Raw genomic sequence first — 15,127 nt, forward strand, 5'->3', positions numbered from 1 at the left:
GGCAGCTCGCATCTGAGTTGCCCGGCGGCCAATGCCGCCGACGGCTCCCAAGGGCAGGGTCGTAGCGGGCATGAAATCAGCTGCAGCGGAGCCCGCCAAGGCGCGGCTTGAGGTGGTGCAGCGAGCAACCAAAATGGTGGACGACAGCCGATGTCGAAACTGAGACTGAACGGCGTGAGCAAAGCTTACGGCGCAACGCTGGCGCTACGCCGCGGCGATCTCGAAGTCGCCGCCGGCGAGGTGCATGTGCTGATGGGCTCGAACGGCTCCGGCAAGAGCACGCTCTGCAAGGTCATCGCTGGCAGCGTGCGCCCCGATGGCGGCCAGATCCTGATCAATGACAAGCCCGTGACGATTTCCGGGCCGCAAGCCGCGCGCGTTGCCGGCATCGGCATCTTCTATCAGGAACTCAGCCTGGCCAGCCATCGTTCGGTCGAAGAGAACATCTGCCTCTCCGCCCTGCCGGTGAAGGCCGGCTTCTTCATCGACCAGCGGGCGCTGAAGGCGCGGGCGGCGCGTTACATCGCGCTGTTCGCCGAGGTCGCCGGCGAAGGCTTCCGCGCGGAGGCGCTCGTTGGCAATCTTAGGGCCGACCAGCGGCAACTGGTCGAAATCATGAAGGCGCTCGCCAGCGAAGCGCCGATCCTGACCTTCGACGAGCCGACCTCGGCGCTCGATCGCGCCCAGGTCGATCGCTTCTTCGAAATCCTGCGCGGCCTCAAGGCGCAAGGGCGCGGCATCATCTTCATCTCGCACCGCATGGACGAAATCACCGCGATCGGCGATCGCGTGACGATCATCCGCGACGGCGAGACCATCGAGACACTCAGGCTCTCCGATACCGATCCGGCAACGGTGATCCGGCTGATGGTCGGCGGCGCCAGCGACATGCCGGCGGCGCGATCCTCGGCGCCCGCGGTGGTGGAAAGGCAGGCGACGGCGGCAATTTCTGTCCGGAACCTCACCGGCAAGGGCTTTCGCGATGTCAGTTTCGAGGTGGCACGGGGAGAGATCCTCGGCCTCGGCGGTCTGCACGGCCAGGGGCAGTCGGCGCTGCTGAGAGCGATCTTTGGCGCAAGCGCCGTGACGTCAGGTGAGGTGACGATCGGCGGCGAACGCTATGACGCCAAGAGCCCGCGCGATGCGATCCGGCGCGGCTGCGCCTATGTCTCCGGCGACCGCGGCCGTGACGGGGTCATCAGCGGCCGCCCGATCATCGAGAATGTCACGCCGATCCACTATCTCCGCGACCGGCTGATGATTGCGCGGCCCTCAAGCCTGAAAAACAAGGCGATGCCGGCGCTCGAGGCGATGCACACGAAATTCGCGAGCCTGTTCCATCCGATCAATTCGCTTTCCGGCGGCAACCAGCAGAAGGTGATCATCGCCCGTTGGCTGATCGACCGGCCCGACGTGCTGCTGCTCGACGATCCGACCAAGGGCATCGACCTCTCGGCGAAGGCCGATCTCTTTGCGCTGATCCGGCAGCTTGCCGCCGAAGGGCTGGGCATCCTGCTCTATTCGTCCGAGGACGCAGAGTTGCTTGGCAATGCCAACCGGATCCTCGTCTTTAACGGCGGCTCGGTGACGCGCGAACTGACCGGTGACGATCGCACCCGCTATAATCTCTACCAGGCTGCATACGAGGCCGCGTGATGGCATCGACAACGACCGACATGCGAACTTCCGGGGCGGGCGGCCTCCGTTCCTGGCTGGAGCGCTACCCCTTCCTGCCGGCGCTTGTGATCGTTATTGCACTACTGGCGCTCAACGGCCTCTTCTCTCCGAATAGCCTGAGTTTTCGATCGCTGACTGGACTTCTCAGCACCTATATGGCGCTGATAATGCTGGCGATCGCCCAAACCTATGTGGTGTCCGCCGGAGACATCGACCTCTCGGCCGGCGCGACGCTGTCGCTGGTCAACGTGGCGATCGTCGTCTTGATGGAGCGCTGGGGCGGCGGTGCCGGTGCGGTGCTGCTCGCGCTGGCGCTTGGCGTCTTGATCGGCCTTGCCTGCGGCCTGGTCAACGGCCTCGTCGTCGCAGCCCTTCGCCTGCAGGCGATCGTCGCCACCTTCGCCACCAGCATCTTCTTCACCGGCCTGGCGCTCTACGTCATGCCGGTCGCCGGTACGCCGGCGCCGGCGCTCTTCTGGCGCACCTATGGCGGACGCCTGCTCGGCCTGCCGTTCGTCTTCTACGCGCTCGCGGCTCTCGCCGTGCTGCTCTATCTCCTGTCGCGCACCCGTATCGTGACCGAACTGCTGGCCGTCGGCGATGACCAGCAGGCCGCCTATCAGACGGGGCTGCCGGTCGTGGCTGTCCGCATCAGGGGCTACCTGCTCGGCGGCCTCTTCTCGGCGCTCGCGGCCTTCTGCCTGACCGGCGATACGGCCAGCGGCGATCCGCTCGTCGGCGGCAAGATGACGCTCTACAGCGTCGCGGCGGTCGTGCTCGGCGGCAGTGCGCTCGCCGGCGGCTGGACGACGGTGGTTGGTTCGCTGCTCGGCGCTCTGACGATCGGCCTTGTCAACTCGCTGGTCTTCTTCATGGGCACGCCTTCGGAATGGCAAAACTTCGTCCAGGGCCTTGCCATTCTCCTGGTGTTGATGGCCGGCGTGCTTGCCGGCCGGAGGGCACGTGCATGACTGCAGTTACCACCTTCTTCAAACAGCCATTGGTCGTTGCGCTGATCCTCATCGTCGCGCTGCTTTATCTCGGTCAAAGCCTTTCGCCCGGCTTTGCCTCGGCCGACCAGATCCTTCGCCTCCTGATCGTCGCCTCGCTGCTCGGCATTGTTGCCGCCGGCCAGAACGTCGTCATTCTCGGTGGCCGCGAGGGCATCGATCTTTCCGTCGGCGGTGTCGTCTCCTTGTCGGCGATCATCGCCGGCAACGTCATGAACGGCGCCGATGGCGGTATCCTGCCGTCGGTGCTGGCCTGCCTGGCGGCCGGCGCGTTCTTCGGCCTCTTGAACGGTCTCGGCGTCACGCTGCTGCGCATACCGCCGCTGGTCATGACTCTTGGCATGCTCGGCGTGCTGCAGGGCCTGCTCGTAGTCATCCGCCAGGGTATCCCTTCGGGTCGGGCCGCGCCCGGGCTCTCCGCTTTCGTCACGCAACCCTTCGCGCTCGGCATTCCCGGTATCATCTGGCTCTGGATCGCGATCGGCCTGTTGATGGCCTTCATGTTGAACCGCACCGTCTTCGGCCACCGCATCTATGCGATCGGTTCGAACGAGCACGCCGCCTATATGGCGGGTGTTCCGGTCCGCCTCATGCGCATCGGCCTGTTCATGATCTCCGGCATGTTCGCCGCGATCGCCGGGCTCTGCCTGCTCGGCTATTCCGGCTCGTCCTTCGCCAATGTCGGCGAGCAATACATGCTCTCCTCGATCATCGCGGTCGTCTTCGGCGGCACCTCGCTTGCCGGCGGCAAGGGCGGTTACACCGGCACCATGGCGGGCGCCCTGCTGCTCGTTATCCTCCAGGGCATCCTGACGACCGTTAACATCGACGAGTCCGGTCGCCAGATGGTGTTCGGCGTGACGCTGCTGCTCCTGATGTTGTTCTACGGCCGCGGGCGGGCGATGCGGGCATGAGCGAGCGGCCGAAGATCAAGGATATTGCAGAACGCGCCGGCGTCTCGGTCGCAACCGTTTCCCGCGCCCTCAGCGGCTCCAGCCTGGTGACCGACGAGACGCGCAAGCGCATCCATGAGCTTGCGCGCGAGTTGAACTACCGGCCGAACGTCAGCGCAAGAAACCTGAGGACACGCCGGTCGATGTCGGTGCTGCTCGTCGTGCGCGATGTTGGCAACCCATTCTATCTCGAGATCCTCAAGGGCGTGGAGGCGACGGCCCGGGCGGCTGGCTACGCGGTTCTCATGGGCAATACCGAGAATGATCCGGATCGCGAGGTCGAATACTTCAACATGCTGCGCGATGGCCATGCCGACGGCATGATCCTGATGACCGGCAAGCTGCCGGAGCCGCAGCCGGGCGAAAGCGCTGCGGTTTCTCACCTTCCCATCGTCGTGGCGCTCGAAATGATCGAAACTGCAGGCTTTCCGCATGTGCAGGTCGACAACTCTGCCGCGGCGCGTTCGGCGGTTGACCATTTGATCGCACTCGGGCATCGCCGCATCGCCCATATCGCCGGCCCATTGCCGGAGGTGATGGCGATGCACCGGCGTGACGGTTACCGCGCCGCGATGGCAGCCGCCGGTCTGCCGATCCCTGAGGGTTACGAGGTGCGCGGCGACTACCTGCTCGAAAGCGGAGAGGCCTGCGTCGCCGAACTCTTCGCCTTGCCGGAACCGCCGAGCGCAATCTTTGTCGCCAACGACGAGATGGCCTATGGCGCGATCCATGCGCTTAGGCGGCTCGGCCTCGATGTTCCGGGCGATGTTTCGGTCGTCGGCTTTGACGATCTCTATCTGAGCAAGGCCTTCTATCCGCCGCTGACGACGGTCAGCCAGCCGCGCACCGATATTGGCCGCACGGCGATGTCGCTGCTTCTCGATATCCTGTCCGGCGACGATGTTGCCGCTGCACCGGCCGTCGTGCTGCCGACCGCCCTCAACATTCGCGGCAGCACCGCGCCGCCGAAGAAATGACCAGAGCGGGATGAGGAAAAGTGAGGGCGGTATTCCGCCCGCATCCCGCGCCAACTTCAGAAAATCGACAACCCGGGAGAACAGAATGACACAGCTACCGAGGCAGACGCTGCGTGTGGGTTTCGTCGGATCGGGCTTCATCGCCCATTTCCATCTGAAATCGATGATCGGTGTGCGCAATGTCGAGGTGACCGGCGTCTTCAGCCGCAAGCCCGAAAACCGGGAGAAATTTGCCAAGGAAGTCGCCGCACTTGGTCTTGGCACCTGCCGCAGCCATGGGAGCCTGGAGGCGCTGCTGACCGCCGATGATGTCGACGCGATCTGGATTCTCTCGCCCAATTACACCCGCCTCGACGTCATGCGTACGCTCCACAAGGCTGTCAAGGATGGCCGTAGCACGGTCTTTGCCGTCGCCTGCGAGAAGCCGCTGGCCCGCACCGTTGCCGAGGCGCGCGAGATGCTGACGCTTGCCGAGGACGCCGGCCTCAACCACGGCTATCTTGAAAATCAGGTTTTCTGCACGCCGGTGCTGCGCGGCAAGGAGATCATCTGGCGGCGCGCCGCCTCGACCACCGGTCGCCCCTATCTGGCGCGCGCCGCGGAGGAACATTCCGGCCCGCACGAGCCCTGGTTCTGGCAGGGCGACAAGCAGGGCGGCGGCGTGCTCTCCGACATGATGTGCCACAGCGTCGAGGTGGCGCGCTACTTGCTCACGGCGCCCGGCGCACCGCGCAACTCACTGAAAATCAAGGCCGTCAACGGCACCGTCGCCAACCTCAAATGGACGCGGCCCAATTATGCCGAACAATTGCGCAAGCGCTTCGGCAACGAAGTGGACTACCGCAACCGGCCATCGGAAGACTTTGCCCGCGCCACGGTGACGCTCGAAGACCAGGACGGCAACGAGCTGATGATCGAGGCAACGACGTCCTGGGCCTATGTCGGCGCCGGGCTGCGCATCCAGCTGGAGCTGCTCGGGCCGGAATATGCGCTTGAATACAATTCGCTAAGCACGGGCCTGAAGATCTTCATGTCGCGCGAGGTGAAGGGCTCCGAAGGCGAAGACCTCGTGGAAAAGCAGAACGCCGAGCAGGGGCTGATGCCGGTGCTGGAGGACGAGGCGGGTGTCTACGGCTATACGGACGAGAACCGCCACATGGTCGAGTGCTTTCGCAAGCGCGAAAAGCCGATCGAAACCTTCGAGGATGGGCTCGCCGTCGTCGAGATGCTGATGGGCCTCTACCGCTCGGCGGAAATCAACGCGACGCTCAAGTTCCCGGCACCGGAGCTTGAGCATTACGTGCCGGTCGTCGCGCGCCGGAGTGCGTGACGACACCAAACGTAGAGGTGTCGAGACGACGGGGCCACGTTCTGGGTCGTGCAGTTCATCGGCGGCGCTAAGCGCCCATCCCACCTGTTCTCGCCGCCGCGAAAGACTGCGGCTGCGAGAAGGCAAAACTCTTTCGGAATTATACGCCCATGTCCGCGATCTTTGTTGACGGGGATCAATGCCGCCGCACGGGCTTCTACCTACGCTGATCCAGACCCTAAATCTGGTCGCCAGGAGAAAACCCGATGACATACAAGACCATTCTCGCCGTCGTTGGTGTCGATCATTCCGTGGAGCATCTGCGTTCGGCAGCACAGGTCTGTGCTTCCGCAAACGCCCACCTCTCCCTGTTGATCGTCAAGCTCGCCGCCTCACCGCCGATCGGCGATTATGCCGCCGCCATCTCCATTGATTGGCTGAACGAGCGGCAGCGTGACGTCGACAAACTCGAATCCTGTGCGGAGAAAGCTGTTGATGTTCTCACCAAGGAAGGCATCTCGTTCGGCGTCGAGACGAAATATACCGAGGTCGCCTGGGCCGATGACGAGATCGGCGAGCGTGCGCGTTACGCCGACCTGACGCTGGTCGGCGATGGCCTGATGCTGGACCCGGAACTGCGCTCCCGCACCATCGACGGGACGTTGTTCAGCTCAGCGCGCCCAGTCCTCATCATGCCCAGGGGCAAGACCGTGCGGCTGGATCCGAAGACCGTGGTACTCGCCTGGAACTCCAGGCTGGAAGCCGCGCGCGCGGTGCGTGAAGGGCTCGATCTGCTGATCGGAGCCGAGACCGTCTACGTCACGATGGTCGACCCCCGTTCCGCCTATGGCAAGAACGGTGAGGAACCGGGCGCCGATATCGCCGGCTATCTCGCGCGGCACGGCGTTTCCGTCTCCGTCGAGAGACTGCCGAGCGGCGGGCATCGGGTCGACGACGTGATCAATCGGTTTGCGTCGGATGTTGCGGCCGACCTGATCGTCATGGGTGCCTATGGGCACTCCAGAATGCGTGAACGCGTCTTTGGCGGCGTTACCCGTTCGATGCTCGAAAACGCCGTGGTCCCCGTGCTCATGGCGCATTGACCGGCAGGGCCCGGAACGGCGCGCAGCATTTGCCTGCGCGCCGACAATCGTTAACCGGCAGAGGCGGCACGTCCGGTCACATCGTCGATCTCGATTTCGAAAAAGAGATGCGGCGATGCGCCTGCAACCGGCTGTTCACCGGGCTTCAGGCCGCCCGGTTCCCACCAGTTGATGCGCTGTTCGAGAAGCGACCAGGCATTCATGCGCTCGCGGTGCCATTGCTTGGTGTCCGGCAGTTCCTGGTAGCGGCCGTGGATGACGACGCTTCGCCAATTCTGCCGGTCCGTTGCCGTGTCGACCTGTACGCAGACACGCGGATTGGCGCGCATCCAGTCTATCTTCTGCCCGGGCATCGAGAAGCTGTAGAGTCGGTTGGCGGCCAAAGCATATTGGATGGGAACGATATAGGGTTGGCCATCTCGGGTACAGCCCAGGCGGGCGATATGGTTCTCAGCGACGAGGTCGAGACATTCCTGTCGCGTCATTTCTCTGATCAACATGAGGCTCTCCTCTTCCAAAGAGTTCGTCCAACCGTCAGTCTCCGCCGACCAGGTATCCTGGCATTGATCTCGCTCAAGTCTCGTCGATTTCGGCTGCGTCCGTCGCAAGGCCCGAAGGCGGAGACGGATATGCGCCCGCCTCGTCGCCCGAAACCGTCGACGCTTTTCTGACATCGATCGGCGCCGGCCAGCCGCTGGATGCGGAAGCGGAGAAAAAGGCGCTCACGGGCTCGAAGTAAGGGGGGTGGAACAACGCCATTCGAACGGCGACCGTTCGTGGCATCACTCTAAATCGGCACCGACAGGCCGACCTTGACCGGGTCCATCGTCACGAAGGTGCGGAACCGCCTGATGTTGGCATTGCCGAAGAACATTCGCCGCGTAAAGGCTTCATAGTCGGCCATCGTCGGCACGATGACGACGAGCATGAAATCGACATCGCCGGTCACGTAGTAGCATTGCTGCACTTCCGGTGCTGACGTGAACGCTGCCTTCGCCGCGTCGAGCAGCGCGATCTGCTCGCTCTCGACCTCGACCTCCACCAGGATGGTCAGCGCCTGGTTGACGCTGACCGGATCGATCAGCGCGACATTGGCGCGGATGACGCCGGTTTCCTCCATGCGCTTGATCCGCCGCTGGACGGCGGGCGCCGAGAGATTGACCGCTTCGCCGATCTGGCGCTGCGGCGTCGTATTGTCCTTCTGCAGAATGGCGAGGATCGCGAAGTCGAAGCGATCCAGTTCGACCTGGGGTTTTTTCGAAGGGGCCATCGGGTGCCTATCGGTTCCTGCGTTCGGAGTAGTTGCGAGCGGAACGCCATGCGTCGGCATACCCGATCTGCTTTACAAACTTGCATCCGTGGTGACCATTTAGAGCGCAATTCTCGTCCGTGATGAAATAGATTTTCGCAGGTCTACGGAGATTGCACCATGTTCCTTGCCAACACCCATACCGATTTCGGCCATCACCTGCTGTCCGAAGATGCGGATATGCTGTCGCTCGCAGCCGCCGCTGATGTCGAGCGGCAGCTTGCCCGGCGCGCCGATCATCGGCCGACGCCGCTCCATGCCTTGCCGGCCCTGGCGGGCGAGATCGGTGTTGCCGGGCTCTTCGTCAAGGACGAAGGCCATCGCCTGGGGCTTGGAAGCTTCAAGGCGCTCGGCGGCTCCTATGCGGTGATCCGTCTGGTGATCGAAGAGGCGGAGCGGCGTCTCGGGCGCAGCCTCGATCTCGATGACCTCGACCAGCCCGAGGTTCGGGTGATTGCCGGGGCGATGACCTTCGGCTGCGCCACCGATGGCAATCATGGCCGCTCCGTCGCCATGGGCGCCCGGCTCGTTGGTGCGAGATCGGTGATCTTCGTGCATGCGGGCGTCAGCGAGAAACGCATCGAGGCGATCGCTCACTATGGCGCCGAGATCGTTCGGGTGGCTGGGAACTATGACGATTCTGTCCACGAGGCCGCGCGGGTCTGCGACGAGAATGGCTGGACCGTGGTTTCCGACACATCCTGGCCCGGCTACGAATACATTCCCGGCCTCGTGATGCAGGGCTACACGGCGCTGCTCAGCGAGGCGTTGCGGCAGATGGAAGAGCCGCCGACCCATGTCTTCGTGCAGGCGGGTGTCGGTGGTATCGCCGCCGCCACCGCGGGGCATCTGGCGTTGCGCTATGGAGCGGAGCGACCGCGTTTCGTCGTCGTCGATCCCGCGCGGGCCGCCTGCCTCTACGAAAGCGCCAAGGCTGGGCACCCCGTCAAGGTGGCGCATGGCGAGCCGACCATCATGGCGATGCTCGAATGCTACGAGCCGTCGCTCGTCGCCTGGCGTATCCTGTCCCGCGTGGCCGATGCCTTCATGACCGTCGATGATGAGGACGCCGTTTCGGTCATGAACCGGCTGGCGCGTCCGGTCGGCGGCGATCCGGCGATTGTCGCCGGTGAGAGTGGCGGTGTCGGGCTGGCCGGGCTTCTGGCGGTTGCCCGAGATCCGGCGTTGCGGGAAGCGCTCGGATTGACCGCACAGTCGCGCATCTTCGTCATCAATACCGAGGGGGCCACGGATCCCGAGCGTTATGCTGCCTTGGTGGGTCTGTCGCCCGAGACCGTCGCGAATACACCGAACGAGAGAGGGTGACCCATGGTGGGAATGGACTTTGATCGGCTTGTCGAGGATATGACCGCCTGGCGCCGTGACCTGCATGCGCATCCGGAATTCGGTTTCGAGGAGCAGCGCACCGCATCCTTCGTCGCAGCGAAGCTTCGGGAATTCGGGCTCGATGAAGTGGTGGAAGGCGTCGGCGGCACCGGTGTCGTCGGCCGGCTGAAACGCGGCAGTGGCAATCGCGCCATCGCCCTTCGCGCCGACATGGACGCGCTGCGGATACCGGAACAGGGGGACGTGCCCTATCGCTCGACCCGGCCCGGCACCATGCATGCCTGCGGCCATGACGGCCACACCGCAATGCTGCTCGGGGCAGCGAAAATGCTGGCAGAAGGCGGAGGCTTCGACGGCACCGTTTGTTTCATCTTTCAGCCGGCCGAAGAGTGGGGCAAGGGCGCGCTGGCGATGCTCGACGACGGCCTGATGGAGCGCTTCCCCTTCGACGAGATCTACGGCCTGCACAACATGCCGGGGCTGCCGGTCGGCCGCTTCGAGACCCGTGTCGGCGCGATCATGTCGGCGGAGGACAATTTCGAAATCGTGCTGAAGGGTGTTGGCGGGCATGCGGCGCGGCCGCATTGGGGCAATGAGACGCTTGTCGCGGCTTGCGCTACCGTCGTCAATCTGCAGACGATCGTCTCGCGGCGCCTTTCGCCGACGGATATCGGCGTCGTTTCGGTGACCGAACTCTTGACCGACGGCACGCGCAATGCCTTGCCCGGCCTCTCCCGGATCCTCGGGGACGCCCGCAGCTTCCGCCCCGAGGTCAGCGCCAAGATCGAGGCGGAGATGCGCGTGATCGCCAAGGGCACGGCGGATGCCTATGGCTGCGAGGTCGAGGTCAGCTACACACGCGAGTTCGTGCCGCTCATCAACGACCCGGCCTTGACCGGCCACGCCTTTGCTGCGGCGCAAGCGGTGTTCGGGCCTGAGAATGTCGCGACGGCCGCTGAGCCTATGACCGGTTCGGAGGATTTCGCGCGCTTCCTCGAGCACGTGCCGGGCTGCTTCGTCTTCATCGGCAACGGCGAGACGTCGGCGCCGCTGCACAATCCGCGTTACGATTTCAACGATGATGCCCTGATCTTCGGCGCGCGCTACCACGCGGAAATCACCCGGCAGAGACTGGCGCCGACTGAGCCCCGGCCATGAACAGAAATCCGCATGAAAGCAGGACAGCCAAGCCAATGCAGACCATCGATGCCGCGCGCCTCCTCGGGCGTATTCACGATCTTGGCGAGATCGGCCGCGATCCCCACGGGCAATTGACGCGACTGGCCGGTTCCGACAACGACAAGGCTGGCCGCGATCGCCTCGTCGCCTGGATCGAGGCGGCGGGTCTCGAAGTCGCCATCGACCGCATCGGCAATATCTTCGGCACCTGGCGCGACGAGGGTAATGCCGGCGAGGCGCCGATCATGCTCGGCTCGCACGTCGACACGGTCATCAATGCCGGCATCTATGACGGCTGTTACGGCGTGATTGCCGCGCTCGAAGTGATCGAAACTTTGAGAGAGCGCGGTCTGACGCCGGCCCGGCCGATCGTCGTTGCCGCCTTCACCAACGAGGAGGGCGTGCGTTTTGCGCCCGACATGCTCGGCTCGCTCGTCTATGCCGGCGGGCTGCCGGTGGAGAAGGCGCTTGCGACCGTCGGCACAGATGGCGCGGTGCTGGGAGAGGAACTCGCGCGGATCGGCTATGCGGGCAATGTCGAACCGGGCTTCCTCATCCCCCACGCCTATGTCGAGCTCCATATCGAGCAGGGACCGGTGCTGGAGCGCGAGGGATTTGCAATCGGCGCGGTCGAAAACCTGCAGGGCATTTCCTGGCAGCGGGTGACGATCGACGGTGTCGCCAATCACGCCGGCACGACGCCGATGGCGATGCGCTGTGACGCCGGGCTTGCGGCCGCCCGCATCGGCCTTTTCCTGCGCGATCATATAACCCGCTCGAACGCTCCGAGCGTCGCGACCATTGGCACCATGCGTTTCGAGCCGGACGCAATCAACGTCATTCCGTCGCGGGCGGTCTTCACCGTAGACCTGCGCGACCCGGACGAGGATCGGCTGCAGGCGCTGGAGGCGGCGCTTGCGGATTTCCTCCTGCGTGTCGCCGCTGAAGAGGGTGTCGAGATATCGGTCGAGCGCCTGGCGCGTTTCCAGCCGGTCGCCTTCGATCTGGGCATTGTCGCCACGATCGAGGCTTCGGCGAAGGCGCGGGGCCTGAAGAGCCGGCGCATGACTTCGGGCGCCGGCCACGATGCGCAGATGATCGCACGCATCGCGCCGACGGCGATGATCTTCGTGCCGAGCCGCGACGGCATCAGCCACAATCCGCGCGAACACACGGAGGCGGATGATCTGGTTGCCGGGGCGAATGTGCTGCTCGATGTCGTCGAGCGGATTGCTTGCAGCGGCTGGAAAGGCAGTTAGGAATACTCGCGGCGAGAAAGACGATGCTCTGTATCCGTAACTCCGCCGCCACACTCCGGCAGGTCGTGATCGGGATAGACATATCTCGAATGTAAAGCTCTGACGCCGGCTGATCTGTTCTCGCGCGTCAGAACCCGTTCCTACCGCACATCCGGAGTCCGGTTTCGAGAAATAGCGCAGGTCCCCCTCCGTTGCGACGAAGTTGACCTGTCTTCAAGGCTCTCATTTCGTGTCAACGGTCTTCTGCCGGGCAGACGATTCAGGCTGGCTCCGTTCGAAGCGCCTTTCCGGCGTCTGGCGGAAAAGGTTAAGGAAATTGCTGCCGCCGTGCCAGACCTTGCCGCTTGGTCCGTAATCCCGTGAGTCGCGCATCGATGAGTGGGGCTCGCTGTGGCTATCGCTGTCGATGACGGCAGCACCTCCGCCGCCTGCGCCGGTGCCGCCGGGAACGCCGCCTACGCCGCTGCCGTCACCGGTGCCCCAATCGCCACCACCCCCATCGCCGCCACCCTCTGTGCCGTTGCTTCCGCCGCTCCCGACGTTTTCGCCACCTTGGTCGCTGCCATCAGCGCCATTTTCACCATTCCCGCCGACATCGGCGTCGTCCGCATGGGCGGCGGAAATCCAGGAAAAACCCGCGGCAAAACGCCCGCTGTCGTCGAGGCGTGGCAGATCTCCAGCGAGTGCCGCAAGGCCGCCTATCGACAGGGCCGTCAGTCTCAGCAGGCGTGTCCTCAAGTCTCTTTCCTCGTAAACGGCGTCTTTTCATCGTCTTGCAAGAGCGCCGCAGAAGACGGCAGCTTGGCGTGAGCGACGGGTTCGCCGGCGGCGACTTTTGCGTGAGCCTTACATATCGTTCAACCGATGAGGGGGCAAGCTATTCGCCCAAGGCCCAGCATCCGCCTTGCCGTCGGAAGGGACTGTGAGGCGTCCCTCCCGACGTGTTGCGCTTTAACTCTTAGCTTCGACCTCAGCGACCGGCATATAGAGATCGCCGCCCTCGCGGTATTTCGCGGCCATTGCCTCCAGCCCTTCCTTCTGCGCTTCCGCACGAATGTCGTGCGAGATCCGCATCGAGCAGAATTTCGGGCCGCACATGGAGCAGAAATGCGCGACCTTGTGTGCCTCCTTCGGCAGGGTCTCGTCGTGGAAGTTTCGGGCCGTCTCCGGGTCGAGAGAGAGGTTGAACTGGTCCTCCCAGCGGAACTCGAAGCGGGCGCGCGAGAGAGCGTCGTCGCGCACCTGGGCGGCCGGGTGACCCTTGGCGAGATCGGCGGCGTGGGCGGCGATCTTGTAGGTGATGACGCCCACTTTGACGTCGTTGCGGTCGGGCAGGCCCAGGTGTTCCTTCGGCGTGACGTAGCAGAGCATGGCGGTGCCGAACCAGCCGATCATCGCAGCGCCGATGCCTGACGTGATGTGGTCGTAGCCCGGAGCGATGTCCGTCGTCAGCGGCCCAAGCGTATAGAACGGCGCCTCGCCGCAGACGGCGAGCTGCTTGTCCATGTTCTCCTTGATCTTGTGCATCGGCACGTGGCCGGGGCCCTCGATCATCACCTGACAATCCTTCGCCCAGGCGATCTTGGTGAGTTCGCCGAGCGTTTCGAGTTCGGCAAACTGCGCCGCGTCGTTGGCATCGGCGATCGAGCCCGGGCGCAATCCGTCGCCGAGCGAGAAGGAGACGTCATAGGCGCGGCAGATGTCGCAGATCTCCTCGAAATGCTCGTAGAGGAAGCTTTCCTTGTGGTGATGCAGACACCACTTGGCCATGATCGAGCCGCCGCGGGAGACGATGCCGGTGACGCGATCGACGGTGAGCGGGATGTAGTGCAGGCGTACGCCAGCATGGATGGTGAAATAATCGACGCCCTGTTCGGCCTGCTCGATCAGCGTGTCGCGATAAACCTCCCAGTTGAGGTCCTCGGCAATGCCATTGACCTTCTCCAGCGCCTGGTAGAGCGGCACGGTGCCGATCGGAACCGGCGAATTGCGGATGATCCATTCGCGGATGTTGTGGATGTTGCGGCCGGTCGAAAGGTCCATGACCGTATCGGCGCCCCAGCGCGTCGCCCAGACCATCTTCTCGACCTCCTCGGCCATCGACGAGGTGACAGCGGAGTTGCCGATATTGGCGTTGATTTTCACCAGGAAGTTCCGCCCGATGATCATCGGCTCGGATTCCGGATGGTTGATGTTGGCGGGCAGGATCGCTCTGCCGCTGGCGATTTCCTGGCGCACGAACTCCGGTGTCACATGGTCGGGGATATGGGCGCCGAAGCTTTCGCCGTCGCGAGCTATCGCGCGTGCCGCATCGCGGCCGAGGTTCTCGCGGATCGCCACGAACTCCATCTCCGGCGTGATGATGCCGGCGCGGGCGTAGGCAAGCTGCGTTACCGCCTTGCCGCCAGTCGCCTTGAGCGGCGCGTGCTGGAACGGGAAGGTCGGCGTCAGCCGGTCGCCGCTGGCAAAACCGTTGTCTTCAGGACGGACGATGCGCCCCTCGTAGGTTTCCACGTCGCCGCGCCCGACGATCCAGTTGCGACGGAGTCGCGGCAGCCCCGCCTCGATGCTGATCTCCGCATCGTCGGCGGTATAGGCGCCGGAGGAATCGTAGACGGTAACCGGCGGCTCGCCGGAGGTCGGGTGCAGCGCGATCTCGCGCATCGGCACGCGGATATCCGGGTGGAGGATGCCTGATTTGTGGACCTTGCGGGAGGCGGGAAGCGGGCCTTGGGTGACCGTGAGAGGGGTGGGCTTTGTGGCAATATTCATGACGAGGCTCCAAGTTTGCGATTGGAGACCCAGTTCTGATGCCGGAAGGATGAAAGACGCTCCGCCAGGTGCTGGACGCACGGAATCCTGGCTTCGATATCTGCACCGTCCCTACGCCAGTATGAACTGGATCAGGTTCAACGGGTCACTGCGCCACAGCCGGTAAGCCGGCCATCCAGCAGAATCTCAGCCCCTTGCGGGACCCCCCTGGTGAATGCCCAAGAGATAGCCA

The 15,127-nt window shown here is 64.0% G+C and carries 13 protein-coding genes and 1 riboswitch; of the genes, 9 read left to right on the top strand and 4 right to left on the bottom strand.

Annotation, left to right across the window (positions count from 1 at the left end; translation table 11 throughout):
• Positions 1–150: 150 nt before the first annotated feature.
• The 6 genes from ACN9MO_RS28975 to ACN9MO_RS29000 all read left to right on the top strand — a co-directional run bounded on the left by ACN9MO_RS28975 (position 151) and on the right by ACN9MO_RS29000 (position 7,029).
• Positions 151–1,656 carry a sugar ABC transporter ATP-binding protein gene (locus ACN9MO_RS28975; protein WP_425987250.1) on the top strand — a complete coding sequence of 502 codons (1,506 nt, stop codon included), beginning with the start codon at positions 151–153 and terminating at the stop codon, positions 1,654–1,656.
• A complete protein-coding gene (locus ACN9MO_RS28980; RefSeq protein ID WP_425987252.1) occupies positions 1,656–2,648 on the top strand; it encodes an ABC transporter permease in 993 nt (330 codons plus the stop codon). Before ACN9MO_RS28975 ends, ACN9MO_RS28980 begins: the two co-directional genes overlap by 1 nt.
• Positions 2,645–3,601, top strand: coding sequence for an ABC transporter permease (locus tag ACN9MO_RS28985; RefSeq protein WP_425987254.1), 957 nt, complete (start codon positions 2,645–2,647; stop codon positions 3,599–3,601). The genes ACN9MO_RS28980 and ACN9MO_RS28985 overlap by 4 nt, the downstream gene beginning before the upstream one ends.
• Positions 3,598–4,617 (top strand): LacI family DNA-binding transcriptional regulator, encoded by a 1,020-nt coding sequence (locus ACN9MO_RS28990; protein ID WP_425987256.1) that lies wholly within the window; start codon positions 3,598–3,600, stop codon positions 4,615–4,617. Before ACN9MO_RS28985 ends, ACN9MO_RS28990 begins: the two co-directional genes overlap by 4 nt.
• An 85-nt stretch (positions 4,618–4,702) precedes the next feature.
• Positions 4,703–5,947, top strand: coding sequence for a Gfo/Idh/MocA family protein (locus ACN9MO_RS28995; RefSeq protein WP_425987258.1), 1,245 nt, complete (start codon positions 4,703–4,705; stop codon positions 5,945–5,947).
• Positions 5,948–6,192: 245 nt separating this feature from the next.
• Positions 6,193–7,029: a universal stress protein gene (locus ACN9MO_RS29000; protein WP_425987260.1), complete on the top strand. Its 837-nt coding sequence runs from the start codon at positions 6,193–6,195 to the stop codon at positions 7,027–7,029.
• Positions 7,030–7,079: 50 nt separating this feature from the next.
• On the opposite strand, the gene ACN9MO_RS29005 is transcribed toward ACN9MO_RS29000, so the two are convergent.
• Both ACN9MO_RS29005 and ACN9MO_RS29010 read right to left on the bottom strand, forming a co-directional pair.
• On the bottom strand, positions 7,080–7,529 hold the full coding sequence (locus tag ACN9MO_RS29005; RefSeq protein WP_057251770.1) for a pyridoxamine 5'-phosphate oxidase family protein: 450 nt from the start codon (positions 7,527–7,529) through the stop codon (positions 7,080–7,082).
• A 287-nt stretch (positions 7,530–7,816) separates the two neighbouring features.
• Positions 7,817–8,299, bottom strand: a complete 483-nt coding sequence (locus tag ACN9MO_RS29010; protein ID WP_425987262.1) for an Lrp/AsnC family transcriptional regulator — start codon at positions 8,297–8,299, stop codon at positions 7,817–7,819.
• A gap of 159 nt (positions 8,300–8,458) precedes the next feature.
• Here ACN9MO_RS29010 and ACN9MO_RS29015 point away from each other — a divergent pair, with 159 nt between their 5' ends.
• The 3 genes from ACN9MO_RS29015 to ACN9MO_RS29025 are packed head-to-tail and all read left to right on the top strand — an operon-like array spanning position 8,459 to position 12,123.
• The gene (locus ACN9MO_RS29015; protein ID WP_425987264.1) at positions 8,459–9,664 is read left to right on the top strand and encodes a diaminopropionate ammonia-lyase; all 1,206 of its coding nucleotides are present in this window, start codon (positions 8,459–8,461) and stop codon (positions 9,662–9,664) included.
• Between the two features lie 3 nt (positions 9,665–9,667).
• A complete protein-coding gene (locus tag ACN9MO_RS29020; protein WP_425987266.1) occupies positions 9,668–10,843 on the top strand; it encodes a M20 aminoacylase family protein in 1,176 nt (391 codons plus the stop codon).
• Between the two features lie 35 nt (positions 10,844–10,878).
• Positions 10,879–12,123, top strand: a complete 1,245-nt coding sequence (locus tag ACN9MO_RS29025) for a Zn-dependent hydrolase (RefSeq protein ID WP_218373167.1) — start codon at positions 10,879–10,881, stop codon at positions 12,121–12,123.
• A gap of 222 nt (positions 12,124–12,345) precedes the next feature.
• Here ACN9MO_RS29025 and ACN9MO_RS29030 read toward each other — a convergent pair whose 3' ends face one another.
• Both ACN9MO_RS29030 and thiC read right to left on the bottom strand, forming a co-directional pair.
• Positions 12,346–12,861, bottom strand: coding sequence for a hypothetical protein (locus tag ACN9MO_RS29030; protein WP_425987268.1), 516 nt, complete (start codon positions 12,859–12,861; stop codon positions 12,346–12,348).
• A 213-nt stretch (positions 12,862–13,074) separates the two neighbouring features.
• A complete protein-coding gene (thiC, locus tag ACN9MO_RS29035; protein WP_057251765.1) occupies positions 13,075–14,895 on the bottom strand; it encodes a phosphomethylpyrimidine synthase ThiC in 1,821 nt (606 codons plus the stop codon).
• Between the two features lie 90 nt (positions 14,896–14,985).
• A riboswitch (TPP riboswitch) is annotated at positions 14,986–15,114 on the bottom strand.
• Between the last annotated feature and the right edge of the window lie 13 nt (positions 15,115–15,127).

The sequence above is a fragment of the Ensifer sp. R-19 genome (assembly GCF_049905105.1).
GTDB lineage: Bacteria > Pseudomonadota > Alphaproteobacteria > Rhizobiales > Rhizobiaceae > Ensifer.

Bases quoted from the DNA above. Each gene is read 5' to 3' on its own strand.
- thiC (WP_057251765.1), bottom strand. From the start codon at position 14,895: ATGAATATTGCCACAAAGCCCACCCCTCTCACGGTCACCCAAGGCCCG.
- ACN9MO_RS29020 (WP_425987266.1), top strand. From the start codon at position 9,668: ATGGTGGGAATGGACTTTGATCGGCTTGTCGAGGATATGACCGCCTGG.
- ACN9MO_RS29000 (WP_425987260.1), top strand. From the start codon at position 6,193: ATGACATACAAGACCATTCTCGCCGTCGTTGGTGTCGATCATTCCGTG.
- ACN9MO_RS28990 (WP_425987256.1), top strand. From the start codon at position 3,598: ATGAGCGAGCGGCCGAAGATCAAGGATATTGCAGAACGCGCCGGCGTC.
- ACN9MO_RS28975 (WP_425987250.1), top strand. From the start codon at position 151: ATGTCGAAACTGAGACTGAACGGCGTGAGCAAAGCTTACGGCGCAACG.
- ACN9MO_RS29025 (WP_218373167.1), top strand. From the start codon at position 10,879: ATGCAGACCATCGATGCCGCGCGCCTCCTCGGGCGTATTCACGATCTT.
- ACN9MO_RS29005 (WP_057251770.1), bottom strand. From the start codon at position 7,529: ATGTTGATCAGAGAAATGACGCGACAGGAATGTCTCGACCTCGTCGCT.
- ACN9MO_RS28995 (WP_425987258.1), top strand. From the start codon at position 4,703: ATGACACAGCTACCGAGGCAGACGCTGCGTGTGGGTTTCGTCGGATCG.
- ACN9MO_RS29015 (WP_425987264.1), top strand. From the start codon at position 8,459: ATGTTCCTTGCCAACACCCATACCGATTTCGGCCATCACCTGCTGTCC.
- ACN9MO_RS28980 (WP_425987252.1), top strand. From the start codon at position 1,656: ATGGCATCGACAACGACCGACATGCGAACTTCCGGGGCGGGCGGCCTC.
- ACN9MO_RS29010 (WP_425987262.1), bottom strand. From the start codon at position 8,299: ATGGCCCCTTCGAAAAAACCCCAGGTCGAACTGGATCGCTTCGACTTC.
- ACN9MO_RS28985 (WP_425987254.1), top strand. From the start codon at position 2,645: ATGACTGCAGTTACCACCTTCTTCAAACAGCCATTGGTCGTTGCGCTG.